Annotated in this window: 19 protein-coding genes; 7 read left to right on the top strand and 12 right to left on the bottom strand. The window is 32.7% G+C overall.

The genetic code is table 11. From position 1 onward, the window contains the following. Positions 1–64: 64 nt before the first annotated feature. The 3 genes from RCH19_RS08615 to RCH19_RS08605 all read right to left on the bottom strand — a co-directional run bounded on the left by RCH19_RS08615 (position 65) and on the right by RCH19_RS08605 (position 2,239). The gene (locus tag RCH19_RS08615) at positions 65–988 is read right to left on the bottom strand and encodes a PfkB family carbohydrate kinase (protein ID WP_343022875.1); all 924 of its coding nucleotides are present in this window, start codon (positions 986–988) and stop codon (positions 65–67) included. A 106-nt stretch (positions 989–1,094) separates the two neighbouring features. Further along, entirely contained in the window at positions 1,095–1,574 is a 480-nt protein-coding gene (gene rnhA, locus RCH19_RS08610) for a ribonuclease HI (protein WP_121924875.1), read from the bottom strand. Between the two features lie 101 nt (positions 1,575–1,675). After that, positions 1,676–2,239, bottom strand: coding sequence for a phosphoribosylglycinamide formyltransferase (locus tag RCH19_RS08605; RefSeq protein WP_343022874.1), 564 nt, complete (start codon positions 2,237–2,239; stop codon positions 1,676–1,678). Positions 2,240–2,416: 177 nt separating this feature from the next. Here RCH19_RS08605 and RCH19_RS08600 point away from each other — a divergent pair, with 177 nt between their 5' ends. From RCH19_RS08600 to RCH19_RS08575, 6 genes are all read left to right on the top strand, one after another. Further along, positions 2,417–2,653, top strand: a complete 237-nt coding sequence (locus RCH19_RS08600) for an acyl carrier protein (protein WP_007137004.1) — start codon at positions 2,417–2,419, stop codon at positions 2,651–2,653. Between the two features lie 195 nt (positions 2,654–2,848). Beyond that, complete coding sequence (gene fabF, locus RCH19_RS08595; protein WP_343022873.1) at positions 2,849–4,102, top strand: beta-ketoacyl-ACP synthase II; 1,254 nt, start codon at positions 2,849–2,851, stop codon at positions 4,100–4,102. 6 nt (positions 4,103–4,108) lie between these two features. Further along, complete coding sequence (rnc, locus tag RCH19_RS08590) at positions 4,109–4,849, top strand: ribonuclease III (RefSeq protein ID WP_343022872.1); 741 nt, start codon at positions 4,109–4,111, stop codon at positions 4,847–4,849. Positions 4,850–4,964: 115 nt separating this feature from the next. Further along, entirely contained in the window at positions 4,965–5,453 is a 489-nt protein-coding gene (locus tag RCH19_RS08585; protein WP_121924872.1) for an IPExxxVDY family protein, read from the top strand. Between the two features lie 5 nt (positions 5,454–5,458). Beyond that, the gene (pyk, locus tag RCH19_RS08580; protein ID WP_343022871.1) at positions 5,459–6,889 is read left to right on the top strand and encodes a pyruvate kinase; all 1,431 of its coding nucleotides are present in this window, start codon (positions 5,459–5,461) and stop codon (positions 6,887–6,889) included. 163 nt (positions 6,890–7,052) lie between these two features. After that, on the top strand, positions 7,053–7,814 hold the full coding sequence (locus RCH19_RS08575) for a Bax inhibitor-1/YccA family protein (RefSeq protein WP_343022870.1): 762 nt from the start codon (positions 7,053–7,055) through the stop codon (positions 7,812–7,814). A 59-nt stretch (positions 7,815–7,873) separates the two neighbouring features. On the opposite strand, the gene RCH19_RS08570 is transcribed toward RCH19_RS08575, so the two are convergent. From RCH19_RS08570 to RCH19_RS08560, 3 genes are all read right to left on the bottom strand, one after another. Continuing rightward, entirely contained in the window at positions 7,874–8,389 is a 516-nt protein-coding gene (locus RCH19_RS08570; RefSeq protein ID WP_121924869.1) for a PAS domain-containing protein, read from the bottom strand. Positions 8,390–8,483: 94 nt separating this feature from the next. Beyond that, on the bottom strand, positions 8,484–9,566 hold the full coding sequence (gene dinB / locus RCH19_RS08565) for a DNA polymerase IV (RefSeq protein WP_343022905.1): 1,083 nt from the start codon (positions 9,564–9,566) through the stop codon (positions 8,484–8,486). 45 nt (positions 9,567–9,611) lie between these two features. Continuing rightward, complete coding sequence (locus tag RCH19_RS08560; protein WP_343022869.1) at positions 9,612–11,681, bottom strand: recombinase; 2,070 nt, start codon at positions 11,679–11,681, stop codon at positions 9,612–9,614. Positions 11,682–12,006: 325 nt separating this feature from the next. Between RCH19_RS08560 and RCH19_RS08555 the strand changes: the two genes are divergently transcribed. After that, positions 12,007–12,474 carry a CYTH domain-containing protein gene (locus RCH19_RS08555; RefSeq protein WP_343022868.1) on the top strand — a complete coding sequence of 156 codons (468 nt, stop codon included), beginning with the start codon at positions 12,007–12,009 and terminating at the stop codon, positions 12,472–12,474. Here the strand turns inward: RCH19_RS08555 and RCH19_RS08550 are convergent, their stop codons facing one another. From RCH19_RS08550 to RCH19_RS08525, 6 genes are all read right to left on the bottom strand, one after another. Further along, positions 12,475–12,960 carry a septal ring lytic transglycosylase RlpA family protein gene (locus tag RCH19_RS08550; RefSeq protein ID WP_343022867.1) on the bottom strand — a complete coding sequence of 162 codons (486 nt, stop codon included), beginning with the start codon at positions 12,958–12,960 and terminating at the stop codon, positions 12,475–12,477. It abuts the gene before it with no gap. Positions 12,961–13,042: 82 nt separating this feature from the next. After that, positions 13,043–13,465: a hypothetical protein gene (locus RCH19_RS08545; RefSeq protein ID WP_343022866.1), complete on the bottom strand. Its 423-nt coding sequence runs from the start codon at positions 13,463–13,465 to the stop codon at positions 13,043–13,045. A 95-nt stretch (positions 13,466–13,560) separates the two neighbouring features. Continuing rightward, positions 13,561–17,130 carry a carboxypeptidase regulatory-like domain-containing protein gene (locus RCH19_RS08540; RefSeq protein ID WP_343022865.1) on the bottom strand — a complete coding sequence of 1,190 codons (3,570 nt, stop codon included), beginning with the start codon at positions 17,128–17,130 and terminating at the stop codon, positions 13,561–13,563. 1,068 nt (positions 17,131–18,198) lie between these two features. Continuing rightward, positions 18,199–19,422, bottom strand: a complete 1,224-nt coding sequence (locus RCH19_RS08535; protein ID WP_121924862.1) for a peptidoglycan DD-metalloendopeptidase family protein — start codon at positions 19,420–19,422, stop codon at positions 18,199–18,201. Positions 19,423–19,442: 20 nt separating this feature from the next. Beyond that, positions 19,443–20,378 (bottom strand): tryptophan 2,3-dioxygenase family protein, encoded by a 936-nt coding sequence (locus RCH19_RS08530; protein WP_343022864.1) that lies wholly within the window; start codon positions 20,376–20,378, stop codon positions 19,443–19,445. 2 nt (positions 20,379–20,380) lie between these two features. Further along, positions 20,381–21,148 (bottom strand): DUF3108 domain-containing protein, encoded by a 768-nt coding sequence (locus RCH19_RS08525; RefSeq protein ID WP_121924860.1) that lies wholly within the window; start codon positions 21,146–21,148, stop codon positions 20,381–20,383. Positions 21,149–21,344: the final 196 nt, after the last annotated feature.

Here is a 21,344-nt window from a genome sequence, read left to right as displayed (position 1 = left end):
ACTCGCTACAGTTAGCTGCTATTTTATAAAACAAAAAAACCCCGTTTCCGAGGTTTTTCATACATTATAATTCTATATCAAATTGTGTTAATGACTTAAATTGTTTCAATCTCGCTGACACGTCACTTTTCTCTAGATCAACCATTTTTTCTGTTCCAAATTTCTCCACACAGAATGAGGCTAAATTTGATCCATGAATAATAGCGTTTTTCATGTTTTCGAATGAAATATTTTCACTCTGCGTAATATAACCGGCAAATCCACCTGCAAAAGTATCTCCTGCCCCTGTTGGATCAAAAACTTCTTCTAATGGTAATGCTGGCGCAAAGAAAACATCTTTGTTATGAAAAAGTAGAGCTCCGTGTTCCCCTTTTTTAATCACCACGTATTTTGGTCCCATTGTATGAATTTTGGCAGCAGCCTTTACTAAAGAATATTCTCCAGAAAGTTGACGTGCTTCCTCATCATTTATAGTAATTACATCTACGCGTTTTATAACTTCTAATAATTCCGGTAAGGCGCAGTCCATCCAAAAGTTCATAGTATCAAGTACTACTAATTTTGGTTGCTTTTGCATTTGGTCTAAAACACTGCTTTGAACTAATGGATGTAAGTTTCCTAACATTACAATATCAGAATTCTTGTAATCTTGAGGAACTTTAGGTTGGAAATCAGCCAAAACATTCAATTGCGTATCTAATGTATCTCTTGAATTTAGATCATTATGGTAGCGACCACTCCAGAAGAAAGTTTTACCTCCTTTAACAACTTCAAGACCTGAAATATCAATATTTCTAGAAGTTAATAAATCTAAATATTCTTGCGGGAAATCGTCTCCAACTACAGAAACTATAGCCGATTGTAGATTAAAAAAAGAAGCAGATAGCCCTATGTAAGTAGCAGCACCACCTAAAATTTTATCAGTTTTTCCAAAAGGAGTTTCAATTGCGTCGAAAGCTACGGTTCCAACAATCAATAATTTATTCATTATATACGTTTCGAATTAAGGTGCAAAGATAGTTTATAAGTAATAAAATTGCAATGCATTTAAAACGTAAAATTTTACTAATTTTTGTATTTAGTTCAAACTGTTTTTATAGTAATTTAGCTTCTGCTTTCTCGTAAAAAGCGTCTATAGAAAGCTCTTTTTGCATTGAAGCCATAACCGCTAATTCATCGCATCTTTCATTTTGCGGGTGATTATTGTGACCTTTTATCCATTTAAAATCTACTTTATGTTTGCGGTAAACGATTAAGAAGCGCTTCCATAAGTCAGAATTTTTGCGATCTACAAATCCTTTTTTTTCCCAACCAAGAACCCATTTTTTAACGACGGAGTCTACAACATACTTCGAATCAGAAACCACTAAAACTCTAGTATTAAGATTTTTTAATTTTTCGAGACCAACTATAACTGCAAGCAATTCCATTCTATTATTTGTCGTGCGACGAAATCCCTCATAGAATTCTTTTTTATATGGTTTTCCAACCCATTCCATCACTACACCGTAACCACCGTTTCCAGGATTTCCTTTGGCTGCACCGTCAGTATATATATGTACGTCGTATTCCATTTTATTTTTAAACTATACACTATGAGAATAGCGGTTACTATTTTATATGATTATCGAAAAGAAAAAATTAGTTTATAATTTCACTCTCGAATTTTGATCAACTATGAGTCTAACAAACTTTCAATCACTTGAGGAAAATATTCTTGTTCCAATTCGTGAATTTTTACTGCAACACTTTCTGCTGTCTCATCTGGATTTAAAGCAACAGCTTTTTGAAAAATTATGGCTCCTTCATCATAATTTTCATTTACAAAATGAATTGTAATTCCAGTTTCTTTCTCTTTATTTTGTACAATAGCGCGGTGTATATTCATTCCGTACATTCCTTTTCCGCCATATTTAGGAAGCAAAGCAGGATGAATGTTAATGATCTTGTCTGGAAATGCTTTTATGATGTTTTCAGGGAATTTTAAAAGAAATCCAGCTAATATAATCCAATCTGCACCAATACTATTTAGATTTTGTAAAACTTTACCTTCATTTAAATCTTCTTTTGAGAAAATCTGCGTTGGTACGCCGTACTTTTTTGCTTTTTCAATTACGCCTGCATTTTTGTTATTTGTAAAAATAGCAAGTACAGTTCCACTTTCTTTTTGTGTAAAATACTGAATGATATTCTCAGCATTAGTCCCCGACCCCGAAGCAAAAACAACAATTTTTTTCATATAATTTCACGCTTTTAAAAGCACAAAAAAACGCATAATAAATGAAAATAAATAGCAATGCGACTGCTTTGTTAAAATAAATTTTATACATTAGACGTCACATTTATTAACTTATTGGTTGTTTTCAAATAAAGTTTTTTATTTTTGCCAACAAATTAAATTCTAAAATTAAAGATTATGTCAGACATTGCATCAAGAGTAAAAGCGATTATCGTAGACAAATTAGGTGTTGACGAAAACGAAGTTGTAACAGAAGCAAGCTTCACAAACGATTTAGGAGCTGATTCATTAGACACGGTAGAGCTTATCATGGAATTCGAAAAAGAATTTGATATTCAAATCCCAGACGATCAAGCAGAAAACATTGCTACTGTAGGTCAAGCAATCTCTTACATTGAGGAAGCTAAGAAATAATAAGTTCACACCTGGTTTCTAGAAATTGAATTTCTTGAAACCGGGTGTTATTATTTTTTTTTAAAAAAATTAAATTCGAGATTGAATTTTCAATCAAAAATATATTTATTGTAATACCCATGGCTCTTTTGTAATTTAGTACAGTGAAGAATGCATGGGTTTTATTTTTTTAAGATAACAAAAAGTAAAGAATTTATGGTATTAAGACGAGTTGTAGTAACAGGTTTAGGCGCTCTTACACCTATCGGAAATAACATTGAACAATATTGGGATGGATTGATTAATGGCGTTAGCGGAGCTGCTCCAATAACCTATTTTGATGCTTCAAAGTTTAAAACGAAGTTTGCTTGCGAACTAAAAAACTTTAATGCTGAAGACTTTTTGGATAGAAAAGAAGCGAGAAAGATGGATCGTTATGCACAGTATGCAATGGTAACATCTGACGAAGCTGTAGTTGATGCTGGTTTCAATTTCGAAAAATTAGACAAAGATAGAGTTGGTGTAATTTGGGGTTCAGGTATTGGTGGTTTAGAAACGTTTCAAATCGAAATGTTAAACTATTCAGCTGGAGATGGAACGCCAAAGTTCAATCCGTTCTTTATTCCTAAAATGATTTCAGATATTGCTGGTGGTCATATTTCCATAAAATACGGATTTAGAGGTCCGAACTTCACAACTGTTTCAGCTTGTGCTTCTTCAACAAATGCCATTATTGACGCTTTCAATTATATTAGATTAGGTCATGCTGAAGTTATGGTAACTGGTGGTTCAGAAGCTGCTGTTACAATAGCGGGAATGGGTGGTTTTAACGCTATGCATGCCTTATCGACTAGAAATGACGATCCAAAAACAGCTTCTAGACCAATGGACAAAGACCGTGATGGTTTTATCCTAGGAGAAGGCGCTGGTGCATTAATTCTTGAAGAATACGAACATGCTGTAGCACGTGGTGCTAGGATCTATTGTGAAATAGGTGGTGGCGGTATGTCAGCAGATGCATATCACATTACTGCACCACATCCTGATGGATTAGGCGCTAAAAATGTGATGTTAAATTGCTTGAGAGATGCTGGTTTACAAGCAAGTGATGTTGATGGTGTAAACATGCACGGAACTTCAACTCCGCTGGGTGATCTAGCTGAATCTAAAGCCATTTTACATGTCTTTGGCGAACACGCTTATACAATGAATTTAAACTCTACAAAATCTATGACAGGCCACTTACTTGGTGCTGCTGGAGCTGTCGAAACTATTTCATCTATACTTTCGTTAAAACACGGAATTGTACCTCCTACAATTAATCATTTTACAGATGATGAAAATATAGATTCGAAACTAAACTTTACATTCAACAAAGCTCAGAAAAGAGACATGAATGTTGTAATGAGTAACACTTTCGGTTTTGGAGGTCATAATGCTTGTGTATTGGTTAAAAAATTAGAAATCTAGTTATATATGCGTATAATCAGAAAAATATTTTCAAAATCCCGTTCTCTAGAAGACGGGATTTTTTTTGATTCTATTCAGAAAATTTTAGGATTTGCTCCTATAAATCTTGATATTTATAAAAAAGCATTTACGCATAGATCTGCTAATCGTTTAGATTTAGCTGGTAATCCTATGAATTATGAACGTCTAGAATTCCTAGGCGATGCGATGCTTAGTTCTGTTATCGCAGCTTATTTATTTGACAAAGCGCCATTAGGTGATGAAGGTTATCTTACAAAAATGCGCTCTAAAATTGTAAGTAGAGAACATTTAAACGAACTAGGTAAAGATTTGAATTTAGCTAGTTTTATCGAAAGTAAAGTGCCTATTAATCACTTTGGAGATAACGTGCACGGTAATATATTTGAATCTCTAGTAGGAGCTATTTATTTAGATAGAGGTTACGAGTATTGCGAAAAATTTATACAAAAAAGAGTAGTTGCTCCTTACGTTGATATTGCTCGATTAGAAGGAAAAGTAATTAGCTATAAAAGCTTAATTATCGAATGGTGTCAAAAGGAAAAGAAAATATTTCACTATGATATTTTTGAAGACAACGCCATCGATGGGCAGCGATTATTTGGCGTCAAGCTTAGTATTGACGACAAAGTAATTGCCAAAGCGAGAGCTACATCAAAAAAGAAAGCAGAGGAAAAAGCTTCCCAACGCGCCTATTTTGCTTTTCAAGAAAAAATGGAGCGAAGATAAACTATGTATTCATAAAACTACAACGTTATCGTTCATAAATTAACAAAAACATCACGTTTGAACGCCAATTCTCAAGGTAAGAAATAGTATATTTACATCTTATTTTTTTCACGATATGGCTGTTCAAAAACTAGATCTTGGCGAATTTGACGAAATAGATTATTATTTAATTGCTATTCACACCTTGTTAGATGACTACCGATTAGCGTATTTCATCAATCAAAAATTACCCATAAATCTAAGTAAAAGTACAAATGATGTTCAAATCAATATAAAAGAGGGAGAAATAAATTTTTCTCGGTTTTTTTATAATGATGAAGAAAGCGCCTTCTCTTGGAACTTAATTCAAAATAAAAATGAGGTTATTCAATATAGTAATGATAACACTCAAAATTTATTTTCAAACTTAACCATGGAAGTGGCTACAAAAGCCTATTTACTTCCTGAATTTAAAAAAGTAGACTATTTTTTAAAAATAGAGAACAATGAAGAGGATTTAGACCTACTCAATGTGCAACTACTTTTGAATACTATAGATAACGTATCGACAGTTTACGTAGTTGATACCAATCAAATAAAATCTAAAAACAATTTAATTTTTTAATAAAAATGCTTACAAACAAAAAAACTAAAATTGTAGCCACACTTGGGCCTGCATGTAGTACAAGAGAAATCATTAAAGATATGATTGATTCTGGTGTTAATGTTTTCCGAGTAAATTTTTCACATGCTGACTACAATGATGTAAAAGAAAAGATAGACTTGATTAGAGGTCTAAATGATGAGTTTGGCTACACAACAGCAATATTAGGTGATTTACAAGGTCCTAAATTACGTGTAGGCGTAATGGAAGAAGGAACTGTAGTTCAAGATGGTGATTTAATTACGTTTACAACGGCTGAAGATATATTGGGAACTGCTAAAAAAGTTTTCATGAAATACAAGAACTTTCCAAACGATGTAAATCCTGGAGAGCGAATTTTACTTGATGATGGTAAACTGATCTTTGAAATTGTTGAAACGGATAAAATTTCAGAGGTTGTTGCAAGAGTTATTCAGGGTGGTGAATTAAAATCTAAAAAAGGTGTAAATTTACCAAATACTAAAATATCACTTCCGGCAATGACCGAAAAAGATATTGCTGACGCAATATTCGCAATTCAACAAAAAGTAGATTGGATTGCATTATCATTTGTAAAAACACCGGAAGATTTAAAAGATTTACAAGATCTTATTGCAAAACATTCAGATCATAAAATTCCAATTATTGCTAAAATCGAAATGCCAGAAGCACTAGAGAATATCGATAAAATCGTTGCATATTGCGATGGTTTGATGGTAGCTCGTGGAGACCTAGGTGTTGAACTTCCTGCTCATGAAGTTCCTTTAGTTCAAAAAGAATTAATTCGTAGAGCAAAAACAGCCAGAATTCCAGTTATTGTTGCCACTCAAATGATGGAGACAATGATTACAAGCTTAACGCCAACACGTGCAGAAGTGAATGACGTAGCAAACTCTGTTATGGATGGCGCAGATGCAGTAATGCTTTCTGGAGAAACTGCAACAGGTAATTATCCTGTACAAGTAATTCAAAAAATGTCGCAAATTATTCAAGCAGTAGAAGATTCTCCGTTAATTCATGTTCCACAAAATACGCCGCAAATAAAAACAAAACGATTTATTACAAAAACGATTTGTCATCACGCAGCAACAATGGCTAATGCGATTCAAGCAAAAGCAATCTGCACACTTACAAATAGCGGATATACTGCATTCCAGATTTCAGCTTGGAGACCAAATGCGCACATCTTAGTTTTTACTTCAAATAAGCGAATCCTTACGCAACTTAATTTACTTTGGGGAGTGAGATCATTCTTTTACGAAAAAACAGTTAGCACTGATGATACCGTAACCGATATTAATGAAATTGTAAAAGCTAAAGGTTTCGTTGAAAAAGGTGATTTCCTTATCAATCTAGCAGCAATGCCAATTAAAGAAAAAGGAATGGTAAATACTTTAAGAGTTTCTGAAATAGAATAGTTTTACTAATCCATTTTAAAATACAAAGCCGTCTTGTAAAATATACAGACGGCTTTATTATTTTAATAAATTTAAAATTTTAAGTCTAAAATTATTTAAGATTAATTAAACAATCTTGAGCAAAATAACATTTATATTTGAACAATAAAAAATCAATCTAATTATGAGTTTCAATTCAAAAAATCCATTTTTAAATACTAAAAACTTTTCGACAGCCGTTTCTCGTAAAAATGATTCAACAATCATTGATTACAATCAGGAAATGACGTTGAGCGGAACTATTAATAAAAGTTTAATTTTATTCTTACTGCTTACCGCTTCTGCAATGGTGATTTGGTGGATGGCATTCAATGGCATGAATCCTATTGCTCCAGCAATTGGTGGCGCAGTTATAGGTTTAATATTAGTAGTTATTGCTGCATTCAAACCACAATATTCACCTTATTTAGCACCGGGATACGCTTTGTTTGAAGGTTTATTCATAGGTGGTATTTCGGCTATATTTGAAGCTAAATATCCTGGAATAGTTATTCAAGCAGTTGGAGCAACATTTGTAACTTTTATGGTATGTCTTGTATTGTATAAGTACAAGATTGTGAAAGTAACAGAGCAATTTAAATCTGTTGTTGTAGCAGCGACTTTAGCTATTGCTACCTATTATCTTATTTCGTGGTTAATTTCAATGTTTACAAGCTTTGTGCCGGTGCATTATGGCAGTTCGTTAATGAGTATTGGAATTAGTGTTTTTGTTATCATTATTGCCGCTTTAAATCTATTTTTAGATTTTGATAGAATCGAAAAAGGAGCTGAGCAAAAAATGCCAAAGTATATGGAATGGTACGGAGCTATGGGATTAATGATCACGTTAGTTTGGTTGTACATCGAGTTCTTAAGATTACTATCTAAACTTAATAGCAAAAACTAATACAGTCAATCCTGATATAAAAAGAGAAACCCTTTCCAATTGGAAAGGGTTTCTCTTTTTTATGCAGCTTTCTCAAAAGCGATATAGTGACTCAGTTCCCCTTTTTTATTAAATACAGGATAACCTTTAATTAAACAAATGTAAGTCTCTCCATTCTTTTTGTAGTTGATCAATGTTTTCTCAAATGGTTTCATCTCTATTACAGCATTACGAATTTCAGTTGAGGTAGTTGCATTTGTATGTTCCCCTTGAAACATTCTCGGACTATTACCTAAAACTTCGTTAGCAGTATATCCATTCATTGCAGTTATATTATGAGATGCGAAAACAATTCTTAGTTTAGCGTCTGTTAAAATAATAACTTCTTCTTTAAGACTTTGCTCAAAGTTCCAGCCGTTATCAATCCATTTACTTTGCGAAGCAATGGAATTTAGTTTATTGTAATCTAAGAAAAAATTCTTAACTTCTTCTCGAAATATGTTATTGAAATCCCAGCAATACACGGGAGTAGTTTTACTATTTAAGGTACCGTGATGTCGCGCGATCGCCTCTTCGTATTGTTTAAAATCGTTCATAAGTTGTGTATTAAAAATCAAATGTAATTTTTATTAGAAACAAAAAGTAATAATTATACAACTTTAACCCTTGTTGAACGTGCTCAAAACTACTCTAAAAATCAAATTTAAGTTGGACAACAATAAATTCTTTTTGTTCTGTATTCAAATTACTTAAAGAAATACCTAACAGTCTTACCGATTCTTTCATGCGCTCTTGATATAAAAGTTCGCTCACTATTTCCAAAATCAGCGCTTTGTCAGAGACAAAATAAGGCATGGTTTTACTACGGGTTTGCTGCGTAAAATCACTGTACTTTATTTTCAGAGTAACCGTCTTTCCAGCCACCTTATGTTTTTTTAATCTCTTTTCCAAAGTAGCCGCTATTGCATCTAATTTTTCGATCATAAAAATTTCAGAAGTAAGATTGCTATCAAAGGTGTTTTCTGCCGCTACTGATTTTGTAATGCGATTTGATTTTACTTCACTGTTATGAATACCTCGAACAACATTGTAATAGAAGTTTCCAGACTTACCGAAATTTTTCTCTAAAAATTCAAGAGACTTACTTTTTAAATCTACACCGGTAAAAATACCTAATTGATACATTTTTTCAGTGGTTACTTTCCCCACGCCATAGAATTTCCGAATTGCTAAATTTTCCAAAAATAGTAGCACTTCATCAGGATTTACAGTTTTTTGTCCGTTTGGTTTATTGTAGTCGCTGGCAATTTTAGCGACAAACTTGTTGATTGATATTCCTGCTGATGCAGTTATACCAACTTTTTCAAAAATGCGTTGTCTAATTTCCTGCGCTAACAAGGTAGCACTTGGATTCCCTTTTTTATTAATAGTCACATCGAGATAGGCTTCATCAAGTGATAAAGGTTCAACTAAGTCTGTGTATTCGTAAAATATTTTCTGTATCTGGCTTGAGATTTCTTTATAACGATCAAATCGTGGTTTAACAAATATAATGTCTGGACAGTTTTTTTTAGCCATTACACCGCTGATTGCACTTCGAACACCAAATTTTCGGGCTTCATAACTTGCTGCAGCTACTACTCCTCCATTTTCTGAACCTCCAACTGCTATCGGCTTTCCACGAAGTTCTGGATTATCCATTTGCTCGACAGAAGCGTAGAACGCATCCATATCAACATGTATAATTTTTCTATTTGGAATTAAATCCTCCATCATAAATAAATTAAATAATCACCTCTATAGGAGAATGAAATTCTACTAGGAATTACTTTCCTTATCGATTATTAGATTGTGTGTTTTCTTTTCTGTTGGAAAAAAGAAACTCATTGGCTTTGCCTTAAAATGATTCCAGATTGAAATGGTTACAAATCTAAGCTCAAAAAGTGATATCGCACGAGAGCGGAATGCAAGACCTAATGAAAGACTGAAACTCACTATAAAGTTCACTAATCCTATTATACCAATACCAAATACTCCCCAAAATAACATAGAGTGACTTACTTTATAATTTGCTCCGTACAAGGCTAATGCGAGGTTTCCACTACCAAAAGTGATGTGTCTAATATCAAGATTCAATCCTAAAAATAGACCAATAGAAGCGGTACTACCCATAAAAACACCAAACCAAAAGTTTGATATTACACCAGCCCATCTTTTCTCATATAGTTTCGCCAATTTTACAGTTCTTGTTTTTCCAAAATTCCGTTTAAGAAATGGATGTTCTGTAATTCTAAAATAAACTTGATTGTGCTTGTCTCTATTAGCAACGCTACCCGAAATAATTCCTGATAAAAATAGAAATACTCCAGCGATGGCAGCGTGGAAAATCGCCAATGAATGTATCGGACTTAAATCTATCAGCAATGATTCCCACTTAGTGGCAGCAATATTATAGTGTAAAAAATAATCTATTAACCATATTCCCAATAGTGAAACAGGAAAAGCCATCAGTACGTTTCCAACAAATGCTATAAACTGAGAGCGAAACACGCGAGCAAATAAAACCGCAAATGCCTTATGCTTTTCAGCTCCTTTGCCTTCTTGAACAACTCCTTCTTCTAAAGCTCTAATCAAAGCAGACGCGGTCATTGCTGGTTGCTTTGTCGCCAATGTAAAACCTAAAATATAAATGGCGATGAAACCAAAAGCATAATTCATACTGTATAAAAAAGCATGCCCAAAGAAACTAGTATCTGCTTTAGAAAGTAATACTTTTATAACACATAGAATACCAACTATAAAACCTCCACCTAAAGCGGTTCTAAACATTTTAAAATATTCCTTTCTTCCTTCAGTGATGTAGTGCTCACCAGTTTTTGCAGTGTGCTGCGTTATTTCATAAGAAATCAATTGGGTACTTTCCCCAATGAATTTTCTAACGTTATTTTTGTAGCAGTTGAACCTTATCAGTTCAAGAGCCAATGCAATTCCATTATTCTTTTTGTCTTTATCAGTATCAACTGTCAACAATGATATTAAAAATTTTAAACGGACTAACTGCTGTCTGATTTTTAATAAATTCTGATTAACACGAAGGGAAATTCCATATTTTGAACTATTATGGAAAGCCTTGTCAACAAATCCTTCACATTGTTTTTGAAGCACTAACAATTGAGAGAATGATATATCATCAGATGCGATGTAATGTTTACCAGATGTTCGTATCCTTTCCTCAATTAAATACAGTTCTTGTTCGAAAGCAGAAAAAGGACTTTCTAAATCCTCAAATTCAGGAACCATTTTTATTACGTCTGTTTCACTGGCGCGACCACTAATTCTTTGTATTAGCAAGTGTTCTGCAATTAGAACTTCTGATAGCACGGAATTAGGTTCCATACTTTCATAAATCGATTTGAATTTTAAAAGTTCGTAAAGTTCTGATAATTGACTTAGCGGAATTCGGTTCAGCCAAATTGCATCATTAGCTAAGTAAAACACCTGATTAAGAACGTATTCTAAAGTGTCTTTTTGTGGTTGGTACGGTAAGAATTTTGCAAAAATTCTTTTTTTAACTTCAAAAATAAAATCAACATCTTGCAAAATCGCAGCATCAGAAAGTATCTTGTTAAATTTTCGATCCTTAAATATTTCTTTCAAATATATAGACAGCTGCTTCCGACAAGAAAAGTTCTGCTTTAAAAACGAGATCATTTCCTGTAAGTCTACCGTTTGTTCATCCTTAATATTTAAAGGCCTAATCAAACGAATCAATTCGACTAATGGCTCTAAAACATCATTCGTTTCTCGCCAAGATTGAGCCTCACCAAAAAATTCGATCAAAATTCCTGCCGCCGTAGCTTTTGGCTTTGCTGTAAAAAATAATTTCATTATTCTAATCAAATTTCGGTAAAAATACAAATAGGCGACACAACTTTCGATAAACTATTCATAAAAATTGATTTGCTACCGCAAAAAACAACAATAATAACATTCTCTTTATCTCTTGATTAAGTAATTGATAGATAAATGCCTATTTATTAAAGTAGGAAGTTAGCAAAATAATAGATTCTTTAAGAAAAACCAAAATTAAATTTTAAGTATATTTGGCTTCATAACAGTATCTTTATTAGAGAGAAAGATGAAAAAATGTTGTTTGAAATTAGAAAAATTCAAACCCAAGTCTACATATAATAGCTAACATAAAACCTAAAAAATGATTGAAATTGAAAGAAAGTTTTTAGTAAAAAATGAAGATTTTAAAAAATCCGCATTTACTAAAAATCACATTGCGCAAGGATATTTGAGTTCCGTTCCTGAACGAACTGTTCGTGTGCGAATAAAAGGTAATCAAGGTTTCCTTACTATTAAAGGAGCATCAAATGCAAGCGGTTTATCACGTTTTGAATGGGAAAAGGAGATTTCTGTCGAAGAAGCGCAACAATTACTACCTCTATGTGAAAAAGGCGTTATTGACAAAACTCGTTTTGACATAAAAATAGGAGAACATATTTTTGAAGTAGATGAATTTTATGGAGACAATCAAGGACTGATTGTTGCAGAGATTGAACTCGATACTGAAGAAACTTCCTTTGAAAAACCAGAATGGCTAGGAGAAGAAGTAACAGGAGATATAAAGTACTACAATGCTTATTTAAGCCATAATCCTTTTACTCAGTGGTAATTAATCAGCTAGAACTTCAATAGTAACTTGCATGGATCCGCTACCTTTATTAGCTACTATATCCATAAAAGCTCTTTTTGAAAGATCAATTTCTCTAGCTTTTACAAATGGGCCTCGATCCGTAATTTCGACAATTACCCATTTCCCATTTCTTTCATTTGTGACTTTTACTTTAGTGCCAAAAGCCAACTTTTTATGCGCAGCGGTATATTTATTGTTATCGAATCTACTTCCGCTTGATGTTTTTCTTCCAGTGAATTTATCAGCGTAATACGACGCGTGCGCCTCTTTCTTATACGGTTTGTAAATACCTAAACTATTAATCAAAGAGTCTGTTTTTTTTTCCTGAATTTCAATTATAGTCTTACTCTTTTTAATAGAATCCTTCTGAACAGGCACTTTTAGTTTGGGTGCACTATTATTTTTTTGAGCACTTGCAAATGTTATAACCGCCAACAAAAAAAATAAAGTAATTGATCTTTTCATATCTATTGTTTTAATTAAATCTACTTTACAAAAACCATACCTAGATAAAAAAAGCTCTATTTCTAGAGCTTTTTTTAGTATTTTACAACCACATAGACCATGGAATTCTACTTAAAATAAGTAATAAACCTAAGCCATAAAAAATAGAAAATGTTTTGAATTTTGATTCTGAAGTCAATAATTTTTTATGTTTAGTCCAACCAATTGTAATTAAAGCGATACCGATAATATTAATTAAGGGATGTTCTAAAGAGGTAAGGCGTAAAGCTTTATCTGACATTTGCCCTAGCGAAGCCAAACCTAAAGGCGATATAAAATATAATATCAATCCAATTAACAGTTGTGTGTGTATAGCAATCAAAGCTAATATGGCAATTTTTCGATCTTTGGCAGTAAATTCTTTTTTGGAAAACATTCCAATTAAAGAGTTAATTACTGCAATGACTAATACTAAAAGCGCTAGATAAGCCCAGCCCGAGTGAAATTTTTGAATAAAATTGTACATAAATAAGGTTTTTGTTTTTAACAAATATAGCAAAAAAAGGCATAAAAAAAACCCTCATTTCAATTGAAATGAGGGTTAGATTATTTTATGTTAAACTAGTTGAACGTGTAACGAACACCAGTTTGCATTTGCCATCTTGAAGAGTTTAAACCTACATCATCAAGTTGATTGATGTTGTTCCCAACAGTCGGGTTATATCTAAAAGTTGGTGTAGTGTTATCCGCTAGGAAACCAACTTGTTGTAACAATTGTACTTGGTCATTACTAGTGAAGTATCTTTTACCCCAGTTTTTATTTAAAAGATTGGTAAAGTTAAATACGTCTGCAGTAAACTCAATTGTATGTTTCTTTTTACCTACGTTCAATGTGAATTCTTGAGCGAATTTTAAATCAACAATATGAGTAGTTTTTAAACGGTCACCGTTACGCTCAGCATAACTTCCTTTTCTTCCTCTTAGATAATCATTACCTTCAATGAAAGCACTTAAAGCATCCCATTGTTGATCAGCTGTTAATTCTCCTGGAGCAGTATTTGTTAATTTATCCGCTAGGAAACCAACTTGTTGTAACAATTGTACTTGGTCATTACTAGTGAAGTATCTTTTACCCCAGTTTTTATTTAAAAGATTGGTAAAGTTAAATACGTCTGCAGTAAACTCAATTGTATGTTTCTTTTTACCTACGTTCAATGTGAATTCTTGAGCGAATTTTAAATCAACAATATGAGTAGTTTTTAAACGGTCACCGTTACGCTCAGCATAACTTCCTTTTCTTCCTCTTAGATAATCATTACCTTCAATGAAAGCACTTAAAGCATCCCATTGTTGATCAGCTGTTAATTCTCCTGGAGCAGTATTTGTTAATAATACAATTTCAGATTTAGCAGCAGGAACATAAATTAATGCTGAGTTAGAGAATGTATCTTGTAATAAACGACCGCTATCATTGTAAACATAGCTGATTGGAGTACCTTGAGCTCCTTCGTAGAAGAAACCAATTCTAGATTTAGTAAACTTATTCCATTTGAATGTAGCATTACCATTAGAAACGATTCTGCTTCCTGGATCAAAATCAGATCTTCCAAGAGTTAAATAGTTTGCACCATTAACAGTTTCTGTATTGTTCCACTGTGAACTGTTTTGAGATGAAGTTGCATCCATTAAAACAGTAGACTTACCATAAGAATATGTTCCAGAGATATTAGCATCAATAAAATTAGATCTAAAGTTTTTAGCTAATGTAAACGCTACATTGTATGCTTTACCTTCACTTGTATTTGAACCTAAATAAACACCTAAGTAAGAAGGGTCAACTCTAACACTTCCATTGTAACGTGGTCTTTTATCAGCACCAGTTAAATTACTTGATGAATTTTTTATATTTAAGTTTTCGTAAGTAACTGCACTGATATTATCATTGTATGTAATTTCAGAAGTTAAGATAAGACCTAAAGGTAATTTTTGATCTACAGCAAAACTTGCTTTGAATACCTGTGGTAATTTAAAATCTTTAGCAAACAAATCAATATTTCCACCTGTTTTTCCTGAACCTGGTCTAGGGAAAGATGAAGGAAGTGGAGCAATTTGACTATCAACGCTAGTATTTGGATTAAATACTGGCATTTGAGCTGCTGATGTAATTTGAATAGCACCTTGAGTTACTCCATTATTATTGTAAGTTCCACCTGGCCATACTAAAGGTAATCTTGAAGTAAATACTCCGAAACCTCCTCTAATTTGAGTTGATTTTTTACCGTTAACATCATAATTAAAACCTACTCTTGGTGCAAAGTGTGGAGTAGTAGTAATTCTTTCTCCTACGCTAGCGCCTTGTAAATCTTTACCTGCAGCTTGCAATAAAGCAATTGTTCTATTATTAAAGTCATTGTTACCCATACCTCTTTCCCAAACTGGTACGTCAACTCTTACTCCATAAGATAATTTAAAATTATCTGTTAATCTCATGTCATTCTGAACATAGAAACCAAATTGCTTAGTTCCAAATTCAGCTGCTCCTAAAGACTCATCACCACTACCTCCAATTAATGAGTAGTTTAATTGATATCTATTTGGTTTTTTGTTCAACAAGAAATCATCTAAGCTTGCGTAACGGTACGAACCGTAATTGTTTCCAAAAAACACATTTTTAGACTGAGAAAATTCATTATGAGTACCAATAGTTATTTTATTCATACCAACATTGATTTCAAAGTTGTCAGTAATTGTTAAAATTCTTTGGTCTAAAAGGTTTGCAGTAGAAAATCCTTCTGCACCAAAATAAATACTTTGGTTAGCTCCGTCGAAGATTTGTACAGTTGGAAAAGGATCTCCAGATGCATCTCTATCATCAGCAACATTTGTATAAGCAACAACTAAGTTATTTGAAAATTTATTTCCAAATCTTGAGTTTAACTCTAATGACGTTGAATTAGTAACAGAATTAAATACTTGACTACCATTAATAAAGTTAAGTGCAGTAGCTGATGAACGGCTTGGAGAAAATTGCTCAGCTGTTACATAACTATGTTTAACAGATAATTTATGGTTATCGTTAATATTCCAGTCTAATTTACCAATGATTTTATCACTTTTAAGTGTACGTACATTGTTTTCAAAAGAACCTGGATCGTAACCGTAAGTTGCTAATTTAGTTCTTAATTCTCCTAATCTATTTCCTGACAAACCTGTGTAAGTTGACAAAGCAAAAGGTTGTGGAGTTTCGTTATCTTGTCTTTCGTAGTTAACAAAGAAAAATAATTTATCTTCAACGAAAGCTCCACCTGCACGAACACCATATGTTTGCGCTGAGAAGTCAGCTAATTTTTGTCTACCTGCTGTTCCTGCTAATGAAGGAGGTGTTTTGGCAGCTAATGATTGGTCTCTGTATAAAAAATATGCAGATCCTTCAAAATTATTTGTTCCTGAACGAGTAATTGCACTAATTGCTCCACCAGCAAAACCTGATAATTTTACATCAAAAGGAGCTACACTTACTTGAAATTGCTCAATAGCGTCAATAGAAATGGGGCTTACTCCTGTTTGACCACCGTTTGTTCCGTTTGCAGCTAATCCAAAAACGTCATTACTAACAGCACCATCAATATAGATCGCGTTGAATCTATTATTTTGACCACCAATAGATAAAATATCATCACCTCTCAATTGAGCTGAAGGCGTTAATCTTGCAAAGTCAGAAATATTTCTAGATAAAGAAGGCAATGCCTTAATTTTATCTGAATTAATTACTGTTTGAGCTCCAGTTCTTTGTGAATTAAAAGTATTATCTCTCGTAGCTTTAACTACAACTTCTTGCAATTCATTAGACTCTTCAGCTAAAACAATTTTAAAATTTTTGTTTTCACCTAGTTGAAGGTAAGAACCTTCTTCTTCAAAGTTTTTGAATCCAACAAAGCTAACAACAATCTTGTACGGTCCACCAACTCTCATGTTTGAGATGCTGAAACTCCCTGAACCATCCGTAGATGCAGAGTAACGAGTACCTGAAGGAGTGTGCACTGCAAGGATAGATGCTCCTGGTAAGGTTTGAGAATCCTTATCGTAAACACTACCACTAATAGAAGAATTAGTATTACCCTGTGCGTTAATATTTGGGATAGCGCAAAAAAGTATCGCTAACACAAAAAACAACTTAAATAATTTTTTCATATTGATTAGTTTAATAATATTTGGCAAAAATATAACATTTTTGTTTTAAAAGGTTAACATAGCGTTAAGATTCCTCCAATTTTTAAACGCTTATTTTACGTAAAAATGATTAATTGAGCTTTTTGTTAAAAAAAATACATTTTTGCTTAAGAAATTAAATTATTATTAACATTTATATATTATTTCTTGAAATTCTATAAGCTTATTTTTTTTATTTATTTATAAAAAAATACTGTTACAGAGCTACTTATACTTAGAAAAGCACTGCTCATCTCAGATTAATTAGTTACTTTTCTTACGAAAAAAAAATAAGATTTGGTTTCGAACACATAAAACAGCAAATTTTAGGATAGATTTCATATAAATTTGTTCTAAAAATTATCAAATGATGATTTTGCAGAAAATTGAATTCACTTTGATGATCATTTAATATTTTAATATCAACCTATTTTAAATCATTCTTGACTAGTTGCTTTCAGAATTGCGGTAGCGATTTGATGGAATTTGCATTTAAGAAGTTGATCCTTGTAAAATGAATTACAGAAAACGAAACTTTAGAACATTAATTTTTGAATCAAACAGTTTTTTTTATTTTGAAACCAGTAAAGACTGTTAAAGATAGAATGGATTTTATTTTTTCAGAATTTGTCAATACTTTTTTGAGTTCTTCGTGTATAATGCTATTTGTTTTTCCGCTTAATTAAGTTTCTATTTTTGTTAAAAAGAGACATCAATTGAAGGTGTGATCCTTTTAAAAATAAAGGTGTAAAAAATCAGTGAATTTATGTGGGATTAACTTCTTAATATAATTTAATACAGTTATGAAAGACTATTGCATTTTAGGGTCGTGATGTACTAATATAATTATTAGAATTTAATAATTGATGTCTTTTCATTAGATACTTACAAAAAACCATGCTTGTATTTTTTGTCCTATGGATATAAATTAAAGCAGCACATAGCTTATGTACCAAGAATTGAAGATTGGCTCTGACCACCAAAAATAGAGCGGTGCTTAAAAAATAATTTAGCCAATATTAAATCCTCGAAAAACTAACAACGAAAACACTATAAATTAGCGATGCTGTCTAATTCAAATTTGAGAGGTGTAATTTTTTCCAGAAAGCGATTTTTGCTGCTACCTGTCATTGGCTCACCAGTTGGCAACTTTAAACGCAATGCATCAACCTGAACACCATTTTTCCAAAAACGATAACAAACGTGCGGTCCAGTGGCTAAACCAGTGCTACCTACTAAACCTATAACTTGTCCTTGCGTTACACGTTGTCCACGTTTAACTAAAATTTTAGACATGTGAAGATATTGTGTAGAATAGGTTCCGTTGTGTTTTACTTTGACAAAATTTCCATTTCCTGCTGTAAAACCACTTTGCTCTACAACACCACCCGCTGTAGTAGTAATAGGTGTTCCACGTGGTGCTGCGTAATCAGTTCCTTTATGTGCTTTCCATCGATGTTGAACCGGATGAAAACGACTCGAAGAAAAACGAGAGGATATCCTACTAAATTTTATAGGAGATTTAAGGAAGAAATTTTTAAGCGTTTTACCATTTTCATCATAATATTCGACTTTTTCAGAATTGGGATTCTGCGCAAATGGGAATGCATAAATAATTTTTCCTCTGTACTCGAAAAATGACGCTTCTAATTCCTCGACTCCATCATATATACTATCATTAATAAAGCGCTCTGTAAAAGTAATCGCAAAGCGATCTCCTTTTTTTAATTTCATAAAATCGATGGAGTACGCATAAATCTTGGCGATTTTACTTGCTAGAGCTCCTTCAATTTTGGCATTGCCTAAAGTTTCTGATAATGATTCTTTTAAAACGCCACCAATAGTGCGACGTTTAATAGTAATAGGTTTTGTTTTCTTGTAAGCCACTACTGCACTGTCACGCATATCAACAACATAATAAGTAAGGGCATCTGGTTGGTAAATAAAAACTTTTAAGTCGTGTTTTTTATTCTTAGATCGAAGTAATGTATATGGTTTATGATATCTAATGGATCTCACATTAAAAGTATCTTTTATAGCTGCAATAATATCGTAAACTCTTCGATCACCAATATTTTGATTTTCAATAATAGTTCCAAAAGTATCTCCTTTTTGTACTGTATCCTGCACTACATTATAGTCAGCATATACAAACCCAAACTCTGCCTTTTTGGGAACAACTTCTACTGTTTTTTCTTTTACTACTTCCTTTTTTTCTTTATTACAAGACACCAAAGAAAATAGCACTATTATAACTATGAATATTTGTTTCAAACCGTGTTTTTTAATTCAATCTACATTTCCGCTCCCCAATTTTTTAATTCATGCTCGCTCCATAACTCAGGAAAGAATATTCTTCTCTGATACTTAGGATGCATGTATTTTTTCCAGTCACTGCCACCAGTCGCTTCACCATCACCTTTACCACTACTATCAATATATTTTTTAGCAGTATTTAAATGTTGCATTACCCATGTTATGTTCACGGTATGATCATAGTGACGCATTGCTTGAATTAATTCTGGATTTTTTTGGTCTAATTCTGGCAATTGTTTGAATTTTTGCCAGATATTAATGGTGTTGTATTCCTCCATGTGGTTGAGGAATAATTTTTTGTATTTTTTTTCAAACTCATCTAAAAGAAAGGACTTTTTACCAGTGTGATAATCTTTTCCGGCTGCTTGCCAATATAAATGTTCGAAAGCAAAATCATAAGAAGTGCTTCTATCAATAGAATCTCTGAAACGGTGATCAATAAGATTAATCAAATCAGTTGAAGAAAATTCGATCAAGCGATATTGTGCACTTTGAAATCCGCTAGCTGGAGTCAAAGTATTTCTAAATTTCATGTATTGATCTACATCCATTCCATCTTCCATAATACTAAATGAGGTCGTTAACATATCAAAGTAACGACTGATTCTCATCAGGCGTTCCGTGAAAAAGACAGTGTCGATGTTCTCGCAATATGAAATTTGCTTCATCTCCCAAAGTATCATTTTGAAAATTAATTCATTAACTTGATGATACATTATAAAAACCATTTCATCAGGAAGCGTGGTTCTTTGAGTTTGAATATTTAGTAAAGCATCTGTTTGGATGTAATCCCAATAAGTAATGGGTTTAGACCAAAGTAATCCTTCGAGTTGAGTCTCTGTTTTTTGATTTATCGCTTGGTATTTAAGCTCAATTTCTCTTAAAAGGTATTCTGAATTCTCAATTTCGTTCATTCTTATTTTGTTTTAAAAGAATTTTTCAATCCTTTATATGCATCTATATCTGCCTTAATAGATCCTACAGCTAAACTAGCTTTTATTCGAAGCGGTAATTTATTTCCATCATCTGAAATCCAAACTGTTAGACTCTCTTGCTCTTTAAAAACACGTCCTGATTGTACTAACGGTCTAAATATCATAGAAGGAACAACGCCAAATTTAGTGGTTATATTTTCCCGACCAATAAACTTTAGCTTAAATTTTGTAGTTTCATCATCAAAAAACATGTCTATAGCAATAGCTTCACCCACTTTTAACTTATCAATATTAGGATGATTCCTCAAATAATAAAAAGTTGAAAGAATATCTTGTGTGTTTTTTGGGATCAATAAAGTTTTTTCACTCTTACTCTTATAGTCTTTAACTACTACACGATTTGTTGATTGATTGAAAAAACCTTCTTGGTTTTTAGTGTATCCACCTTCATTAATTTTTCGAACGTATTGAACTGGATTACCGGTTTCTTTATCAATATAGCTTTCGTACAAGTCATCAACTTTAAAGAAAAAGCGTGACATTCCAGTAGTATATCCTTTTCCAACGACGTGGAAAGCCTTTCTATTGTTGACTGTTGCGTCTTTAACTTCGAGCGTAGCATACCCAGCGTTTACAATACCGTAATGAATTCTAAATTTAAAATATTCGCCTACACCATAAGCATCTTCCTGAGGAGAATCAAAACTTACGGTAGCAATTAATATAAGGAGGAGTAGTATCTTTTTCATTTCTTTTCTTTGTCAGATTAAGGACTGTACCTGCAAACTTTGTTCCAAATATATTAAAACAAAAAAACTCAGTCAAATAATGACTGAGTTTTTATGCTATTAACTAACCAAAAAACTATAAATTATGAAATTTATATCAATTTAGGAAGGAAACCACCCCCTCCAGTTTTGCGAGTGCAAAGGTAGTTAACAAATC

Origin of the sequence: Flavobacterium sp. PL12 (genome assembly GCF_039123485.1) — a bacterium.
GTDB classification, from domain to species: domain Bacteria; phylum Bacteroidota; class Bacteroidia; order Flavobacteriales; family Flavobacteriaceae; genus Flavobacterium; species Flavobacterium weaverense.
This window is presented reverse-complemented; position numbering and strand designations above follow the sequence as displayed.